Annotated in this window: 14 protein-coding genes; 10 read left to right on the plus strand and 4 right to left on the minus strand. The window is 41.7% G+C overall.

The annotated features are described in order from the left end of the window. Nucleotides 1-17 precede the first annotated feature (17 nt). From BMW53_RS12425 to BMW53_RS12465, 10 genes are all read left to right on the plus strand, one after another. A complete protein-coding gene (locus BMW53_RS12425; protein ID WP_038556239.1) occupies nucleotides 18-1,088 on the plus strand; it encodes a sensor histidine kinase in 1,071 nt (356 codons plus the stop codon). A gap of 96 nt (nucleotides 1,089-1,184) precedes the next feature. Further along, on the plus strand, nucleotides 1,185-1,955 hold the full coding sequence (locus BMW53_RS12430) for a LytR/AlgR family response regulator transcription factor (RefSeq protein WP_038556236.1): 771 nt from the start codon (nucleotides 1,185-1,187) through the stop codon (nucleotides 1,953-1,955). Nucleotides 1,956-2,008: 53 nt separating this feature from the next. Next, complete coding sequence (locus BMW53_RS20965; RefSeq protein WP_157470744.1) at nucleotides 2,009-2,185, plus strand: hypothetical protein; 177 nt, start codon at nucleotides 2,009-2,011, stop codon at nucleotides 2,183-2,185. A gap of 89 nt (nucleotides 2,186-2,274) precedes the next feature. Continuing rightward, the gene (locus BMW53_RS12435; RefSeq protein WP_081804764.1) at nucleotides 2,275-4,560 is read left to right on the plus strand and encodes a patatin-like phospholipase family protein; all 2,286 of its coding nucleotides are present in this window, start codon (nucleotides 2,275-2,277) and stop codon (nucleotides 4,558-4,560) included. Between the two features lie 206 nt (nucleotides 4,561-4,766). Beyond that, a complete protein-coding gene (locus BMW53_RS12440; protein ID WP_051567607.1) occupies nucleotides 4,767-5,705 on the plus strand; it encodes a sugar phosphate isomerase/epimerase family protein in 939 nt (312 codons plus the stop codon). A 171-nt stretch (nucleotides 5,706-5,876) separates the two neighbouring features. After that, nucleotides 5,877-6,455 carry a TetR/AcrR family transcriptional regulator gene (locus BMW53_RS12445; protein WP_038556230.1) on the plus strand — a complete coding sequence of 193 codons (579 nt, stop codon included), beginning with the start codon at nucleotides 5,877-5,879 and terminating at the stop codon, nucleotides 6,453-6,455. Between the two features lie 59 nt (nucleotides 6,456-6,514). Beyond that, complete coding sequence (locus BMW53_RS12450; protein ID WP_038556227.1) at nucleotides 6,515-8,041, plus strand: TolC family protein; 1,527 nt, start codon at nucleotides 6,515-6,517, stop codon at nucleotides 8,039-8,041. 27 nt (nucleotides 8,042-8,068) lie between these two features. After that, entirely contained in the window at nucleotides 8,069-9,055 is a 987-nt protein-coding gene (locus BMW53_RS12455) for an HlyD family secretion protein (RefSeq protein ID WP_051568147.1), read from the plus strand. A 1-nt stretch (nucleotide 9,056) separates the two neighbouring features. Continuing rightward, nucleotides 9,057-10,238, plus strand: a complete 1,182-nt coding sequence (locus tag BMW53_RS12460; RefSeq protein ID WP_038556222.1) for an ABC transporter permease — start codon at nucleotides 9,057-9,059, stop codon at nucleotides 10,236-10,238. A 5-nt stretch (nucleotides 10,239-10,243) separates the two neighbouring features. Then, nucleotides 10,244-11,455 (plus strand): ABC transporter permease, encoded by a 1,212-nt coding sequence (locus BMW53_RS12465; protein ID WP_081804763.1) that lies wholly within the window; start codon nucleotides 10,244-10,246, stop codon nucleotides 11,453-11,455. A gap of 270 nt (nucleotides 11,456-11,725) precedes the next feature. Here BMW53_RS12465 and pnp read toward each other — a convergent pair whose 3' ends face one another. The 4 genes from pnp to BMW53_RS12485 form a co-directional block, all read right to left on the minus strand. Next, complete coding sequence (gene pnp / locus BMW53_RS12470) at nucleotides 11,726-14,017, minus strand: polyribonucleotide nucleotidyltransferase (protein ID WP_038556218.1); 2,292 nt, start codon at nucleotides 14,015-14,017, stop codon at nucleotides 11,726-11,728. Nucleotides 14,018-14,135: 118 nt separating this feature from the next. Further along, entirely contained in the window at nucleotides 14,136-14,405 is a 270-nt protein-coding gene (gene rpsO / locus BMW53_RS12475) for a 30S ribosomal protein S15 (RefSeq protein ID WP_038556215.1), read from the minus strand. Between the two features lie 470 nt (nucleotides 14,406-14,875). Further along, the gene (locus BMW53_RS12480; protein ID WP_038556213.1) at nucleotides 14,876-15,433 is read right to left on the minus strand and encodes a hypothetical protein; all 558 of its coding nucleotides are present in this window, start codon (nucleotides 15,431-15,433) and stop codon (nucleotides 14,876-14,878) included. Between the two features lie 105 nt (nucleotides 15,434-15,538). After that, nucleotides 15,539-17,503, minus strand: a complete 1,965-nt coding sequence (locus BMW53_RS12485) for a helix-turn-helix domain-containing protein (RefSeq protein WP_074780724.1) — start codon at nucleotides 17,501-17,503, stop codon at nucleotides 15,539-15,541. Nucleotides 17,504-17,567: the final 64 nt, after the last annotated feature.

The raw sequence follows: 17,567 nt of genomic DNA on the forward strand, positions 1-17,567 counted from the left end.
GTAATGGTTGTGCAGAAATGAAATGCCTCGACTTACATAGCAATAAAAAGAAAAACCTGGCTACCAGGTTACCCAGTTACGAACCTGTTAGTGTACTGGTGCGCTTTGTTATCATTAGCATAATTGCGGTGCTTGTGTTGCATTTTATTTCGTATGTTACCCATATTCCTGCACAGGAAGATATTAAAATTCCATTGGTAATTTATGTGGTGGTAATTGTTGCTTTTAATGTAGCTGCCGAGTTACAGATTGTTCTCGACAATATTTTGGAGCGCTTTCTACCCATACCGAAAAAGATAAAATTGCGGCTTTTTCTGCAGATAAGTGTTGGAATACTTTTTATGGTTTTTGCCCATCGGATAATCATGTATTTCATCGACCCGAAGCTGGGTATAGGCGAGTCGCGCTCGGGAGTTATTATGGGAATGGTTACCGGTTTGGTGTTTGTGCAAATGGTGGGCAATTCGCTTACAATAGCGCGCTTTACTCAAAAATGGCTCGACTCGCAGGAGCAAATTGCTGAAATGAAACGCGAAAAGTTGCGAATGGATTATAACTCGTTGCAAGATCAGTTGAATCCGCACTTTCTTTTCAATAACCTGAGTGTGTTAAAATCGTTAATTATATACGATCCGGATGTGGCCGTGGAGTTTACCGAAAATTTTACTGATGTGTACCGCTACGTTTTGCAAAGTAAAGACAAACGCCTGGTGAAGTTAGGCGAGGAACTCGATTTTATGAAAGCCTATTGTGCCTTGCATAAAGAGCGCCTGGGAGAAGGGATTAATGTTGAATCGCTGGTGCCCGGCAATGTTTTCGACAAAGAGATAGCACCGTTAACCGGGCAGTTGCTTATCGAAAATGCAATAAAACACAATATAACGAGCCGCGAAGCACCACTTATTATTAAAGTTTATGTTGAAGATGATTATTTGGTGGTTGCCAATAGCCTGAATCGTAGAGAGGCATCCTATTCAACTAAAACAGGATTAAAAAACCTGGTGCGACGTTATGAGATTTTAACCGAAAGAGAAATGGTGGTTCAGTACGACGAGAACCGCTTTGAAGTGAAAGTGCCATTATTGTGAGTGCGATTTGAGTTACCGAAAAATTGAATTATAACTTAGATATTGTACCGCAAAATCGGGAAAACGAAGCTAAATGAATAATTAAAAAAGCAGAGTGTGAGAGTTATTATTGTTGAAGACGAACTTCATAACTATCGTTTGCTACGGGGAATGGTTGAAAAACTGCGGCCCGACTGGCAAATTATTGATTGGTTTGAAAGTGTAAAGAGCACGGTGGCCTGGCTGAAAAGTAATCCGGCACCCGACCTGATCTTTATGGACATTCAGCTAACCGATGGTATTAGCTTCTCCATTTTCGACCAGGTGAATGTAACCAGCATGGTAATTTTTACTACCGCCTACGACGAATATGCTTTACGTGCTTTCCAGGTAAACAGTATCGACTATTTGCTAAAGCCAATTAAGCAAGACAAGCTGCGTTTATCTATCGAAAAATTCGAGCACATGGTGACGGCAGCAACAGAAAAGCCTGAAAGTGCTCCCGATTATAAAGAACTGTTACAAGCCATTACATCGGGGGAAAGGAAATACCGGAAGCGATTTCTTATAAGCGGCGCAACATCGTATTTTAAACTCGATGTAGATGATGTGGCCTGGTTTTATACCGAAAACCGCGTAACCACTGCGGTTACTTTTCAGGGAAAAGAGCATGTAATTGATTTAACCATTGAAAAGCTGGAAGAGCAGCTCGCCCCGGATTTGTTCTTTCGCACCAACCGCAGCTCCATTGTACATATTAATGCCATTCGGAAATTCGAAAATCATTTTGGTGGAAAGTTAATTTTGAAACTGATTGCGCCTTTCAACGAAACCATCACCATTAGCCGGCTAAAAGCAACCGAGTTTAAAGAATGGGTGGGGAAATAAGCAAAACACCAAAGCTATCTATTAGATTATAATATATTTAAACACAAAATCGAATGAAGTACAGAGACCAGTTATACCAGGAAGCTATTGCAATGATTGAAGATGCCACACCCCATAAGGAGAGTATTCTATATCACAATATTTACTCACTTCAAACCATGGGTGGTTATCCTTTTTCATCGAAAAAAGATGTGCACGAATTGGTTAATTTCTTAAATTCATGCGATTAAAATAAACCGGGGCCTGATTATACTGACTATTTTCGGGGCCTGAATTATTTTTGTACAGAAAACACGGAAATTAACTAAGCCATTCGGGCATGAAAAGATCGATTCTCATACCTTGTCGATTAGTAGCCATTGTATTTTTTCTAATGGCTGCATTTCCTGTTTATTCACAAGAAGAAAATCAAACAGAAAAGCCCAAAACCGCTTTGGTTTTAAGCGGTGGAGGAGCAAAGGGGCTGGCGCATATTGGTGTGCTAAAAGTGCTTGAAGAAGCCGGAATTCGCCCCGATATAATTACCGGAACCAGTATGGGCAGTATAATGGGCAGTTTGTATGCTGTTGGTTATACGGCCGACGAACTTTCAGCTATCAATAAAAACGCCAACTGGGACTTGTTGCTAACCGACAAAGAAAGGCTGTTAAGCGTTGCCATGGACGAAAAGGAAGAAACCAAGAAATACCTTTTCGAGATTCCTATACGTGAAAAAAGAATCAACCTGCCCGCCGGAGTTATTGACGGGCAACACCTTGAAGCTTATTTTTCCGAATTGCTCTGGCCGCTTACCGAAGATGAAGATTTTAATCAGTTACCTGTTCCGTTCCATTGTATGTCGGTTGATATGATATCGGGAGAAACAATCGAACACAGCTCGGGCGACCTGGTGAAATCAATTCGTGCCAGCATGTCTATTCCAACCGTTTTTTCGCCGGTACAAATGGATTCGATGCTTTTGGTTGATGGTGGTGTTACACGGAATTTCCCGGTGCAGGAAGCCATAAATATGGGGGCCGATATTATTATTGGCGTTTATGTTGGTTTTCAGGAAGATGTAACGGTTGACGATATTCAATCGATGACCGATATTCTACAACGATCGATTGCATTGGCTGGAATTGTTGACGCCAAAGAACAGTTTGCAAAATGCGATGTGTTGATCATCCCGGATTTGCACGATTATTCGGCAGCCGATTTTGTAAAAGGACAGGAAATTCAGCAGGTTGGCGAAGATACCGCCCGTGAAAAATGGAGCGAAATAGAAGCACTTGCCGATAAATACGATTTAAAATCAGAAGCCGTAGAACGAATTCCTCAACCCGAAAAGATCAGGATTACCGGAATGGAAGTTACCGGGCTGAATTATTTGAGCAAGAATTTTGTTTTGTCGAAATCGGGAATAGAAGCCGGAGATATGGTGAGTGCAGAAGATATTAAAGAAGCCATCGATTTTATGTATGGCTCCATGCACTTCGGAAAATTAACTTATTCGTTAAGAAGAGATTGGGACAGCGAAGGTTATATCCTGGTTTTTCATGTAAAAGAAACACCAAGGGCAATGGTAAAGCTGGCTCCGCGCTACGACGATGATCTGGGAGTAGGAATTACCACTAATTTTACTTTGCGGAATGTAATTTCTCCGGCTACGCGTATGTTGCTTTCGTTAAATATCGCCGAAAATCCGGGCATGGAAATCAAGTTAAATCGGTTCGTTGGAAAAAAACAACGCCTTTCCGACTATTTCTTTATGAATACTTACCGCTACAAACTTCCGTTTTACGATGACGGGAAACGTTTGGGAACTTACAAACGTGGTTATTTTGGCGGAGGGTACGGCCTGGAGTATTTGTTTGGATTAAACCAGCAATTTGGAGGCAATGTATTTTATAAATACAACCGTATAGCACCGCGTGTCGATCTGCAAGCGATTTATGCGGAAACCGATTTTGATTACCTGAAATCGCACGACTGGGGTTATCAGTTTTATTACAAGGTAAATACCACCGACGATCTTTATTTCCCCAAAAGAGGTATAAAACTGAATATTGAATTTCAACACATATTGTCGGCCAATAGCGACATGAAACTGAGCAGCAGCGAACCAAGAGATTATTTAATCGGAGAAATTAATGAGCCTTACGCCGCATTAACCATCGATCATAACTGGTATAAAACTTTTGCGCGCAGGCTTACCTACAATTTCGAGGTGGGGGCAGGATTTAGTACCGACGATTCGGGGGCTAACGGGATGTATATGTTGGGCGGATCGCAATTTGGTCCAGGGAAACTGCAGTTTAAAGATTTGGCAGGCTTTAATTTTGCCGAAATTTACACTTACAATTATGCACTTGCTAAATCATCACTCAGTTGGGAAATAGCTTCGGGACTTTACGTAACCGCAAATGTTAATGTTGGAGCCACTGCCGATACTTACGAAGATTTGTTCGATCATATAGCCACACAACCATTTGGCGATAATATTTGGGGGTATAGTTTCGGGTTTAAGTACGACTCACTAATGGGGCCGATTCAGTTGTTAATTTCGGGTAATAACCAGGATCGCGAGTCGCGTTTTCATTTTAGCCTCGGATTTCCGTTTTAAATTCCTGGCATCCTCAGCGAAAATAAATTTGCCGGCTACATACAAAAGGGAGATGTTTTGTTTGTGTTAAAGTAACAGATTTGTCTGTTCTGGCTATTTTCTGCAAAATCTTTATAAATTAGTGCCTTTCAAAAAAATAACTCATTATTTTTAGAGTTTTTAATTTAAATAAATTTTATACAGCATAACTAACTAAAGTAAAAATCATGAAGGATAGAAGAGAATTTCTGAGAATTTCTACGGCGGGTACAGTAGGTGTTTTGGCACTGGGAACCTATGCTTGTGGCTCGGGTGGTAAAAAAACGGTTGAACAAGCTACAGAGGCAGTTAAAGCCGCAACCGGAATGGGAGTTGGCCTGCAGCTATACAGTATTCGCGATGCAATGACAGCGGATGCAGCCGGTTCGTTAAAGAAAATTGCCGACATGGGCTATAAATTTGTTGAAATGGCCTCGTATGCCGATGGTAAATTTTATGGCGTAGCACCAAAAGAATTCCAGAAAATGGTGGAAGACAATGGAATGAAAGTAATTAGTAGCCATACAAGTGTTGAAGCCGAAGGAATTACTACTGCAAGTGCCCAGATAATGGCAGATGCACATGCCGAAATTGGTGTTGAATATTGTGTTCAACCCTGGATTGAAGAAAAAGACCGTAACATTGAAACCTATAAAAAGATGATTGCCGAGTGGAATAAAGTTGGCGAGATCATGAAAAATGTAGGTATTCAGTTTGGTTACCACAACCATAACTTCGAGTTTAAACCAACCGACGGAATGGTGCCTTATTACGATGTATTCCTGAAAGAAATGGATGCCGACCTGATTACTATGGAGCTGGATTGTTACTGGGCATTGAAAGCAGGCCAGGATCCTGTTGAAATGTTCAATAAATATCCGGGACGCTTCCAGCTGCTTCACTTCAAAGGAATGGGCGACGAGGTAGTTGAACCATTTTACACCGTTGACAAAGACGATATTGTTTCTGTTGGTGCCGGTGTTGCCGATTACAAACGTATTATGGATGCACGCGAAACTGCAGGTATGAAATACTTCTTTGTGGAGGACGACAACCAGGGTAACGGCAAACCTTTTGAAGGTGTAAAAGCAAGTATCGATAATATTAATGCGAAGATTTTAGTTTAAACAAACAATATCTTGACAGAAAACCGGATTCATTTGAATCCGGTTTTTTTGTACCTCTAAATGTTATTTCATCCTAAAATTTTGCCATTTCTTAAAAAGAAGCATCTGCCATTTCTGTAAAGCAATTACTTTTGCATAAATGAATGAACGTTCATTTATTAATTCGAAGATATGGCACGGATTACAGATCAAACAAAAATTGAACGATTAAAACAATCAACCATGAAACTGGTGGTTGATAATGGTTTTGGAGGTGCTTCGGTGGCATTGATTTCAAAAGATGCACAAGTGGCATCGGGCTATTTCTACATGCACTACAAAGGGAAGTACGAACTGGTAAATGCCATTTTACAAGAGGTTTACAGCGAAGTGTTCGGCATGTTCGAAAAACTAATCGAGCAGGGTGAGCCATTTCATGTAACCATTGAAAATATAATCCGCCACTTTGTTGAACTGGCAAACAAGGAGCCAATCCGGGTGAAATTTTTGTATGTGCTTACCAACGATTATAACTTCGTAATCGATAAACATATCCAGGAAAATACACAAATGCTGCTTGAGAAATTGATGGAAATGGGTCGGTCACGCAACGAATTGGACAAGACGCTAATCGTTAGTGATTTGTACCTGATATTGATAATAACCACCATTCAGTTTATCAATCAGAAATATAAATATAACGATGAGAATATTATTGCAGAAGAAGATATTAAGCATTTGCTAAAACTGATTTTTAAGTTTTTGAAATAGTAAACAACTCAGAGACATGAAATTAATAAAACAACAAAATACAGCTTACAATAACAGAAATGAAAACAATTAAACAACAGAAAACAGTCTTGTTATTGCTGCTGCTTCTGGCAGTTGGAATAACGGTTCGCGGACAATCACAGGAAAAATTGTTGTCATTCGATCAGGCGATGCAAATCATGCTGGAGCAAAATCCGGCACTGTTGCGTCAAAAAGAAGCGATAAGGCAAAAAGAATTCGAGGTAAAATCAAAAAAAGGTATGCGTTTGCCACAGGTTTCGCTAAATGCAACGGCAATGACCATGTCCGATCCTTTGCATCTCGATTTAACTCCTGTGGGCGAAGCCATTAGTCCCTTGTACGAAACACTGGGGAATTATGGTGTTTTTAGCGGCGTTCCAAATCCCGATCCGGCAAGCAACGCGCTTTATCCTTATTTGAGTGACGACATGAGTACCCAAATTGTACGTCAGCAATTACTTGAAGGCGGCGAAGCCATTCAGTCACACGATTGGGACGAGATTATTCAGGAAAAGAACTTTGCTTTACTGACAGCAAGTTTTGCTTTACCCATTTATGCCGGAAGCAAAATTAACGGTGCCAACCAGGCTGCCGAAGTAAATCTGAGTATCAGCCAGCAGGAATTACGACATGCCGAAGGTGTTCTGTTAACCGAACTGGTTACACGCTACTACGGTCTTGCCCTTGGCTTGCAAGTGGAAAAACTCCGAAAGGAAATGCTGAAAAGTATGGAGAACCACTACAACGATGCAAAAAAATTATTCGATAACGGAATGATTGCAAAAGTTGAATTGTTACATGCCGAGGTGGCAAAAAACGAGGCCGAACGCGAAGTGAAGCAGGCCACGCGAACTGTTGAAATATTACGAACCGGATTAAAAGCAACATTGGCTGCCGATTCGATCGGAAAGGTTATTCCGGCCAGCAATTTGTTTATCAATACTGAATTAACAGGGCTGGCTGCCTGGTTAGATCGTGCCAAAGAATTAAATCCTCAATTACAACAAATACAAGGCAAAAAGGAGCTTGTTGAGATAAAGCACCGGGTAGAAAAAAATGAATATTTACCAACTATTGCGGCAATGGGTAATTACAACATTGCCGATAAAAACTTTTCGCCATACATGCCCGAATGGGAGTTGGGAATTGGAATGAAGTGGAATGTGTTTCAGGGAATGAGCCGTAAGAACAACATATTGGCCAGCGAAACTTTGCACAACCAGGTTGAATACGCCGAGCAGAAAGCCAACAACGATTTGGAAGCTTATTTGGTAAAACTCTACAACGAACTGCAAATGCAAATGGAGCAAAAAACCGAACTGGAAACGACGCTCGCTTTGGCGAACGAATACCGCCAAAGTACCGAGAACGCATTTAACGAAGGATTTGCAACTTCTACCGATGTGGTGGAGGCAAATACAAAAGTATTACAGGTAAAAACATTACGACTAAGCGTTTTATACAATTACGATGTTGCTTTGGCGAATTTCCTTCAAACAGCGGGCGTTCCCGAGCAATACATCGAATTTTCGAGTGGAGACAATACCGTAACCGAATCACTTTAAAAAAAACAAAAGCAAAAAACAATGAATATGAACAAGAAGACCTTAAGCTCAATAGTTGTACTTGTAGCTATAGTAGCATTTATAGTATATACATTTATTGTAGTAACCAAACCCGAGCCCGTAATTCTGCAGGGAGAGGTTGAGGCTCAGCAATACAATATTGCATCGAAAGTTCCGGGAAGAATACAGAAAGTTGCTGTTGACAGGGGACAAAAAGTGAAAAAGGACGACTTTATTTTTTCTATCGACAGCCCCGAAATTAATGCAAAACTGGCCAATGCAAATGCAGCTCGTTCGGCAGCAAGCGCACAAAGCCGAAAAGCACAAAACGGAGCACAACAAGAGGATATTACAGCAGCCTACAGCACGTATGTTAAAGCCGAAGCAGCTGCCCAGTTTGCTGAAAAAACATTTGCACGCGTTCAGAATTTATATGATGAAGGAGTGGTGCCGGCACAAAAACGCGATGAGGTTGAAACGCAAATGAAAGCGGCCCGCGAAACGGCAAATGCAGCAAAAGCCATTTGGCAGAAAGCCGAAAAAGGAGCCCGCGAAGAAGATAAAGCTGCTGCCGCTGCAATGGTAAAACGTGCCGAGGCCGCTATTGCCGAGGTGGAGGCCTACCTGCAGGAAACAACAATTAATGCCATTGCCGATGGCGAAGTGTCGGGAGTAAATGTTGAAGAAGGTGAACTGGTTTCAACAGGTTTTCCGGTAGTAACCCTACTCGATTTGAACGACATTTGGGTAACGCTCTACATCCGCGAAGACTATATGAATCATTTTAAAATGGGAAGTGTGTTTAAAGCAAAAATCCCTGGTCTCGATGGGCAGGAGTTCGACTTTAAAGTAAAATACATTAGCCCGTCGGCTGATTTTGCCCGTTGGAATGCAACAAAAACGTCGGGAGAGTTCGATTTAAAATCGTTTGAAATTGAGGCGCGTCCGGTGAATAAAATCGAAGGATTGCGTCCGGGAATGACAGCTGTTGTTACCTTACCCGAAACCAAATAAAATGAACGGGAAAAAGAGACATCCTATTTTTGAAGTGCTGATTCGTGAGGCCAGGCGGATTCAGCAAAATCCGGCTTATCGGTTTTTGTTGTTATTCGGGCCAATCATGGGTATTCTCCTGCTCTTTTTTATCTTTCAGCAGGGAGCCGCGAAACGCTTGCCCATTGCTTTGGTCGATCAGGATAATTCATCACTTTCCGTAAAAGTTGGAAATGCGTTAAACGCTTCACCTGATGTACAGATTGTAGCCGGAGCACCAGATATGTTTCAGGCGCAGGAATGGCTAAAACAAGGGCTTGTTCAGGCCATTGTTGTTTTGCCCAATGAGCTGGAGAAAAAAGTATTTCAGGGAATGGAGGCTCCCGTGCCGGTTTATATCAACGGAACAAATGTAACGGTTGCCGGTGTTGTGCAACGTTCGGTTTTAACCACGCTAAATACATTTTCGGCCGGAATTCAGCTAAAAAAACTGGCACTTAACGGTAATAATGCACAAAAGGCCATGGCTCGTGTTGTTCCTGTGAAAATTCAAAAGCATGTCTTGTTTAATCCATATACAAATTATGCTTATTTCCTTAACTCGGCAATGATGTATTTTACCTTGTTTTTGTTTGCTTTTATGAGTTCGGTTTACACTTTCGGAAATGAACTGAAACGAGGAACAGGCTTAAGTCTTTTGAAAGCCGGAAACAACAGCGTGCGAATGGCAATTGCCGGGAAACTGTTTCCTTACACCGTTATTTACTCCGGGTTCGCCATGTTAATTGCCTACCTGCTTTATGAGGTTGAAGGAATGCCGTTAAATGGCAGTTTTATGGTTATTTTTTGCGGCCAGTTTATTACAATTCTTGCTTACCAAATGCTGGGATTAATATTCGTTTCCTTAACCAAAAACCTGCGTTTGTCGCTGTCGGTTGGTAGTGCATATATAATGATGGGAATAACATTTTCAGGATTAACTTTTCCGGTAGAAGGAATGATGCCATTTGTGCGTGTACTCACAGCTATTTTCCCCTTTACCTGGTGGGAGAAACTGTTTATTTCACAATCGTTACGAGGCGCACCAATAAAAGAAGCCTTGCCGTATTTGTGTTACATCCTCCTGTTTATGCTGTCGGGGATGGCCGTATTTAAAGTATATAAGAAGAGCCTGAGCGATCCTAAATACTGGGGAAAACAATAGGAACTATGACAAAAGACAAGAATAGAATAAGCAGTTTCGAGTTAATGGCCATTCATTTCAAGAATGAGTTGAAAGCCATTTTTTCGGATAGTGGAGCTGTGTTGATTTTGGTGGGGGCACTGTTAATTTATCCATTGTTGTATTCGTTCGGATACTTTAATGAAGTGCTGACCGACTTGCCAATTGGTGTTGTTGATTTAGATCAAACTGCTACCAGCCGGAAATACACGAACATGTTGGATGCATCGCGCGATGTCGAAGTATCGTATAATCCGCAAAGCCTTGAAGAGGCAGAGCAACTTTTTATGGCCAATAAAATTGATGGTGTTTTGCTAATCCCGAAAGGATTTCAGAAAAACGTACTGTCAACAACACAGGCCGATGTTGCGGTTTACGCCGATGGCAGTTACCTGTTAAAATACAAAACGTTTTACACGGCGGCACAAACCGTGAATGCTTATTTTGGTGCAGGAGTAGGCGTGCAACATTACCTGGCCGAAGGGAAATCTCTGAAACAGGCAAAAGCTGCTGTCAGTCCGCTGAGTATTCAAACACAAATGCTTTACATCCCGGCTGGTTCGTATGGTAGTTTTATCATGCCCGGATTGATTATCATTATCATTCAGCAAACCTTGCTAATTGGCATTGGAATTATGGGAGGTACTTTTTCCGAATCAAAAGAATCTCCGTTCAGGTTGCCGGAAAATAAACGCAGGCGCGAAATTATTCCATTGCTTTTTGGTAGAGTAGGGGCATATTTGCTCATCTCGGCATTTAATATTTGCCTCGCACTGATACTAATTCACGATTGGTTCAGCTATCCCGATAAGGGCCATATGCTTGATGTGCTGATGTTGCTGTTTCCGTTCTTACTGGCGGTAATCTTCTTTGGAATCGGTCTGTCAACTTTCTTTAAGCACCGCGAGTCGGCCATTGTATTTATGATGTTTTTGTCGCCAATAGCCTTATTCCTGAGTGGCATTTCGTGGCCGGTTTCGGCCATGCCCGATTGGTTGGTAAGCTTATCCAAAATTTTGCCCGGAACAACAGCTGTGCCTGCCTATTTACGTTTGCGCACAATGGGCGTTGGAATAGCGGAAGTAAAAACAGAGCTGATAACGTTGTATTTACAGGCCGGGTGTTATGCTTTGCTGACGATTGTATATTTTTATATTCGGCTGTATGTTGGGAAAATGAGAAAGAAGCAATTAACGTAATAGAAAGAATAAAGTAGTCATGATTTTCCGAAATCAACACTAGGAATAAGTGAGGCCTGTCGACAGCATTTCATAAAAATAGACAGATTGCAAGGCGCATAAAATGATTGTGCGTTGAATAGCATTGTTGAATGCGCCTTTGATATGCTTTTGCAGCAACCCCGGACTTTCGGGCGCGAAATTGCTGTCTTCCTTTGATTTACTTTCAGAAAAAACGCCCCACCAAAAGGCGGAGCGTTTAAATTATTTTGCTTGAAATTTATTCAGCTCTTAGTCGTTATCGCGACGAGGACGGAATTCTCTGCGATCTCCACCTCTGCGGTCATCACGTCTTCTGTCTCCACCTCTGCGATCATCGCGTCGACGATCACCACCACGGTTATCTCCACGAGGTCCGCGGTTTTCTCTTGGCGGGCGCTCTACATAACCTTCAGGTTTTGGCAACAACACTTTGCGCGAAAGTTTCAGTTTGCCGGTTTTTTCGTCAACACCGATCAGTTTAACTTCAACAATCTCGCCTTCTTTGGCAAAGTCTTCTGCGTTTTCAACGCGTTCCCAAGCCATTTCCGATACGTGCAACAGACCTTCTTTTCCAGGAATAATCTCGATAAATGCTCCGAAAGAAACTACCGATTTTACTTTTCCCTGGTAAATTTCACCCACTTCAGGAAGTGCAGTGATTGCCTTAATTTTAGCTTTTGCAGCTTCAATTGGCTCCAGTCCGGCTCCTGAAATCTGAACCAAACCTGCATCGTCAACTTCTTCGATAACGATTACGGTTTGAGTTTCTTCCTGGATAGCCTGAATCACTTTTCCACCAGGTCCGATTACCGCACCGATCATATCTTTCGGAATCTGAACGGTTTCGATACGTGGAACATTCGGTTTAAAGTCTTCGCGTACTTCAGGAATCACTTTCAGCATTTCGCCCAAAATGTGTAAACGGCCTTCTTTTGCCTGTTGCAATGCTTGTGCAAGCACTTCGTATGGCAGTCCGTCAACTTTAATATCCATTTGAGTAGCGGTAATACCATCGGCAGTACCGGTTACTTTAAAGTCCATGTCGCCCAGGTGGTCTTCGTCACCTAAAATGTCAGAAAGAACGGCGTATTTTTCAGCACCTTTATCGGTAATCAATCCCATTGCGATACCCGATACCGGTTTTTTGATTTTTAATCCGCAGTCCATCAATCCCATTGTTCCGGCACAAACAGTTGCCATCGATGATGATCCGTTTGATTCCAGAATATCAGAAACAATACGAACTACATAAGGTGAATCGGCAGGAAGCATTTTCTTTAATGCGCGGTGTGCAAGGTTTCCGTGACCGATCTCGCGACGGCTGGTTCCGCGTGGCGTTTTAGGGTCGCCAACACAGAATGGAGGGAAGTTGTAGTGTAACAAAAACTTCTCTTTTCCCTGAACAGTTACCTGGTCGATAATTTTCTCATCCATTTTGGTACCCAATGTAACCGAAGTTAACGATTGAGTTTCGCCACGGGTGAAAATTGATGATCCGTGTGCACCGGGAAGGTAATCAACCTCGCCCCAGATAGGACGGATTTCGTTCGTTTTACGGCCATCTAAACGAATTGCATCGTCGAGAATCATGCGGCGCATGGCTTCTTTTTCCACATCGTGGTAGTAACGGCGAATGAGTTTTTCGTTGGCCACAAGGTCAATCTCCTCATTTTCGGCATTAGCCTCAAGGTAAGCTGCAACATATTCGTCAACAACAGCAGCAAAAGACTCCATACGCAGGCTTTTGTTGGTAATTTGTTGTTTCGCAATAGCGTATGCTTTTTCGTAAAGATCGGCTTTAACCTGAGCACGCAATTCTTCGTTGTTGTTTTCGTGGCAATATTCACGTTTTACAACTCCCAGTTCTGCAGCCAGTTCTTCCTGAACTTTACAGTGCTTTTTAATTTCTTCGTGCGCAATTTTGATCGCTTCCAACATTACTTCTTCCGAAACTTCATTCATTTCGCCTTCAACCATCATAATGTTTTCGTACGATGCACCAACCATAATGTCAAGATCGGCTTGTGCTAACATTTCCAGTGACGGGTTGATAACGAATTCGCCATCAATACGGGCTACGCGAACTTCCGAGATCGGAGTAGTGAAAGGAACATCTGAAACAGCGATTGCTGCTGATGCTGCCAAACCGGCTAAACAGTCGGGCATTTCATCTTTTCCTGATGAGATCAGTGAGATCATTACCGCGGTTTCAGCGTGGTAATCTTCCGGGAATAGTGGACGAAGTGCTCGGTCAACTAAACGTGCAACCAAAATTTCTTCATCGCTCGGACGGGCTTCTCTTTTCAGGAAACCTCCCGGGAAACGTCCTGCGGCTGAAAATTTTTCGCGGTAATCAACTGATACCGGCATGAAATCTACATCTTCTTTCGCTTCTTTTGCCGACACAACTGTTGCCAGCAACATGGTGTCACCCATTCGAACCACTACCGAGCCATCGGCTTGTTTTGCCAATTTTCCGGTTTCAATGGTAATCGTCCTGCCATCGGCAAGTTCGATTGTTTTAACTGTAGCGTTTACCATAATTTAAATCAATAATTTTTGCGGCCTGTATGCGGCCTTTGTTAATTACAATGGGTGGTGAGGTTTTGCAATTTACAAAAAAGAAAGGCAATACCAATGCATTGCCTTTCAATATAATTTACTTACGTAAGTTCAACTCTTTGATGATCGAGCGGTAACGTTCGATATCTTTTTTGATGAGGTAATCGAGTAAGCTACGACGCTTACCTACTAATTTAATCAATGCACGACGAGTGCTGTGGTCTTTCTTGTTTTTTTTCAGGTGTTCAGTTAAGTGGTTAATTCTTAACGAGAACAAAGCAATTTGACCTTCTGCACTACCTGTGTCTTGAGCTGATTGGCCATGTTTGGCGAAAAGCTCTTGTTTTTTTTCTGATGTTAAATACATTTTTTAAAGAACTATTTGTTATACAATGTTTACGCCGCAACATCGCTTTCAATAGAAACGGCATAAAATTAATTGGCCGCAAAAGTAATTAAAAGATTTCTGATTGACAAAGATTTGGTGTTTTTTGCTGATTAATAGTAGTTAAGCAGGGCATAAGTGCCACATAAAACAAGTTTTGCACCCAAAGTTTAATATGTTAATAACAGGGATAAGGACTTTCAAATTACAGAAAATTGGCGCAACAGAACGATGGATTGGACCGCTATTCACGGGAAAGTGTTGATAAGTAGCGAATTAAAAAATGAACATTCCTGTTTTGAATTCTTAAACTTGTTGTACCCTTATTTTTTATCATTATACATTACGAATGTGGGGGGTGGTCGTTGGGCTGCCCTTTTTCTTTTTTGCGGAAAAAGAAAACCACCCCGCAAACAAGAGGTGGTTCAAGCATAACCATGTTCGTATATTTCTTATTTAAGAACCAGGGTGATTTCGCCTTCTTCAATCCAACTAATGCCTCCGGTTTCAGGAACCATACTTGCCTGCAGAATTTGTGTGCTACCGGTGATTCCTTCAAACCGGCCTGTTCCACCAACAAGTTCGTTGTGTCCCCAAATATCGCCGGTGGCAACATTAATATACATATGGCAAATTACGTAGGTTCTGTTTCCATTTGTTCTGAGAACATCTGCGCTAACAACATTATGCGCCACAGGTCCTTCTGATGTCATTGTTACATCGCACGAAACTTTTTCGTAAGTGCTTTCTTCCTGTACAACTGTTCCTAAAATGTTTTCATGTCCGGTTACCCAGCCTCTGGTACAAAATGCAATTTCATATTCTTCCGGGGTACATGTGAACATCCCAGAGTCCCAGTCAGGTATAACCTCCGCCCAACCTTTAATTTGAAACGTTTGGGTTTTTCCGAATTTGGCACTTTTAAGATTGTCGTCTGTTTCTACAAAATCATCCTGGCAAGCAGTAGCCACGATGAATATTCCGATCAATAAAAAGATGATGCGTTTCATGGTGAAATTTTTAAAGTTAATAGTGGCTACAAATTCTGAAATTTAAGGTTGCAAGGCATAGCAACTATATATGGGAAGGTTGGATGTATAGTTCAAAAGTTTCGATTATGCGTCAGCTAATGGCGGGCGAAATAATTCTTGTTGGTCGGCCCAGGTTTTAAGTTTGTCACGTTCTGTTTCGGCTTTGGTTTTTACCCGGTTTAAAATTTCCTGAAACGCAGGTTCATTACGAATAGTATTTAATAGCGGGTCATTTTTCATGTAGAAATAGATAAACCATAGGTTGGTATTTTGTTGTTGTACTTTTTTCAGGTTTTCGAAGGCTTTATCATTTTCGTTTAAAATGGCGTAAGTTGCGGCCAGGTCGTAAAGCGCTTCTTCGGCATTGCCCATTGCAATTAACTTTTGGCTGGCATCAATTTGCCGGTGAAAGTATTTTGTTGCGTTTTGCTTATCGCCATTTACCAGGTAAACATAGCCTATCCGATGGTGTTCGTTGTTCAGCTTAAAATTGATATTGTTGGAGATTTGTACAATTCGTTCGTTATAATAGGTGGCTTTCTTATACTCTTTCAGTAAAACATAATTGAAAGCCAACAGGCTATTTGTATTTAAGTTTGTTGAATCGATTGCCCGGGCTTTTAGGGCATACCCGGCGGCTTTTTCAAAATGCTCTTTATATTCTTCAATGAGCGCTAATCGCCGGTAATAGTACAGCGAGTCGGTGTCCCACGATAGTTTTCGGTTAATTAGTTCTTGTCCCTCGTCGAATAATCCGTTCAGAATAAATATAAAAGCCAGGTTGTCGAGCATTATGGGGTATTCCGGTCCTCTGCGTCGTTTTGTTGCTTCAAGAATATTCTGCGCCGATTTGATGCTGTTTTTCAATATATAGAAGTTGCCTAAGCCATAGTAAGCCTGCCAGTTATTTGGATTAAAGTGCAAAGCCTTTTCGTATTGCACAACCGCTTTATCCGAAAAGCGAGCGCGGTAATAATCGCCTCGTAGTGTATAGGCATCCGATAACGTATTGTCGAACGACAAAGCTTGGTTCGCGAGACTTAAAACAGTGTCGAGATAAGTGTTTTTAAAAATGTCGGACCACGTGGTTTTATCGTAAGCAATTTGGGCCAATCCAACATAGGCCTGCGCAAAAGCAGAGTCGTTGTTTAGTGCTTTTTGATAATAATCTTCGGCCTTGTTTAGCGATTCAAGATCGGTGTTGTTTTTCCAGTATTCCATATGTGCAGCCCGCCCCATTTGGTAAAAATCGTTGGCTTCAGAACTAAGAGTAGGTACCTTTTGCATACGCGCTTTTTCACCAGGCGTAATAAAAGCGTTTAGCTGCTGAGCTACTGCCTGAGAAATATTGCTTTCCATTTGCAGAATGTTCTCAAGGCCGGAGTTAAAGGTGTCCGACCATTCAATTTCTCCGCTTTTTGTATTGGTTCGGTTAACAATCAGTTTCATTTTATTGTCTTCAGTATGCAGGTTGCCTTCGAGTAGATAATTTGCGCCCAGTTTTTTCGCCATATGGCTGTCAGTTTTTTTATTGTCAGTAGTAACCGACGGGATTGAAAGTACTACCAGGTTCTCCACCATCGAGAGTTTGCTTGTAATTTCAAGCATCATTACATAGGCGAGGTGTTCCTTGTCTTTTTCCGCTCCTACGTAGTAAAAAGGCAATACGGCAATCGTTTTTTCGGTGGTGCTTTTGTTGGCAAATAACGAAAAACGGTGGTTGGGAATTAGAAAAAAAAGGAGAAGCAGCAAAGCAGGCAGAAGGTAAATAAGACGATAGTACCGGTTCCTTGTTTTTTCCGACCTGAATTTCTTTTTAAACTCTCCGGGAGGCATTCCAAATTCATCATGAAAACATTTATTGAAATAGGCGGGGCTCCCAAAACCAACCTTGTATGAAATTTCGGCAATTGTATCATCTTCGTTTAAAAGTAGTTCTTTGGCAGTATTCAATCGTATTGCCCGTATAAACTGACTAGTGGATTGCCCTGAATATTCTTTAACCCGTCGGTGAAGGGTGGAGTGACTTTTTCCAATGATTTCAGCCAATTACTCAGGGCCAAAATGCTCGTTCCCCAGGTTGTCCTGAACGATTTGGGTGAGCTTTTGAATA

The sequence above is a fragment of the Draconibacterium orientale genome (assembly GCF_900111425.1).
GTDB classification, from domain to species: Bacteria; Bacteroidota; Bacteroidia; order Bacteroidales; family Prolixibacteraceae; genus Draconibacterium; species Draconibacterium orientale.